Origin of the sequence: Bacillus pretiosus (assembly GCF_051294775.1) — a bacterium.
Lineage (GTDB): Bacteria > Bacillota > Bacilli > Bacillales > Bacillaceae_G > Bacillus_A > Bacillus_A wiedmannii.
The window spans coordinates 1-303 of record NZ_JBPPHF010000213.1; the positions used below are offsets into that span (position 1 = coordinate 1).

Sequence of the window (303 nt, forward strand, 5' to 3'; positions counted from 1 at the left end):
TCCATATAACGTTTCTTATTTTTAGATCCAGGAATATTACTATGCGCAAGTTCATCCACAACAACTTCCCCGGGTGCACGTTTTATAATTCCTTCTACATCGAGTTCATAAAATACTTTCTCTTTATAATCTATTTCTTTTAAAGGAACCTTTTCTAAATCAGCAATTGCGTCTTCTGACTCTTTTCTTCCATGCGTTTCAATTAAACCAATTACAATATCCATACCGTCCTTTTTCATCTCTCTTGCATCAAGTAGCATTTTATAACTTTTCCCTACTCCTGGAGCCGCTCCTACGTATAGC

1 pseudogene is annotated in these 303 nt (G+C 36.0%); it reads right to left on the bottom strand.

The features are described 5' to 3' along the window. Window positions 1-303, bottom strand: a pseudogene (gene kdpDN / locus ACSG5Z_RS30570) (KdpD-like non-kinase potassium sensor); the annotation flags it as partial.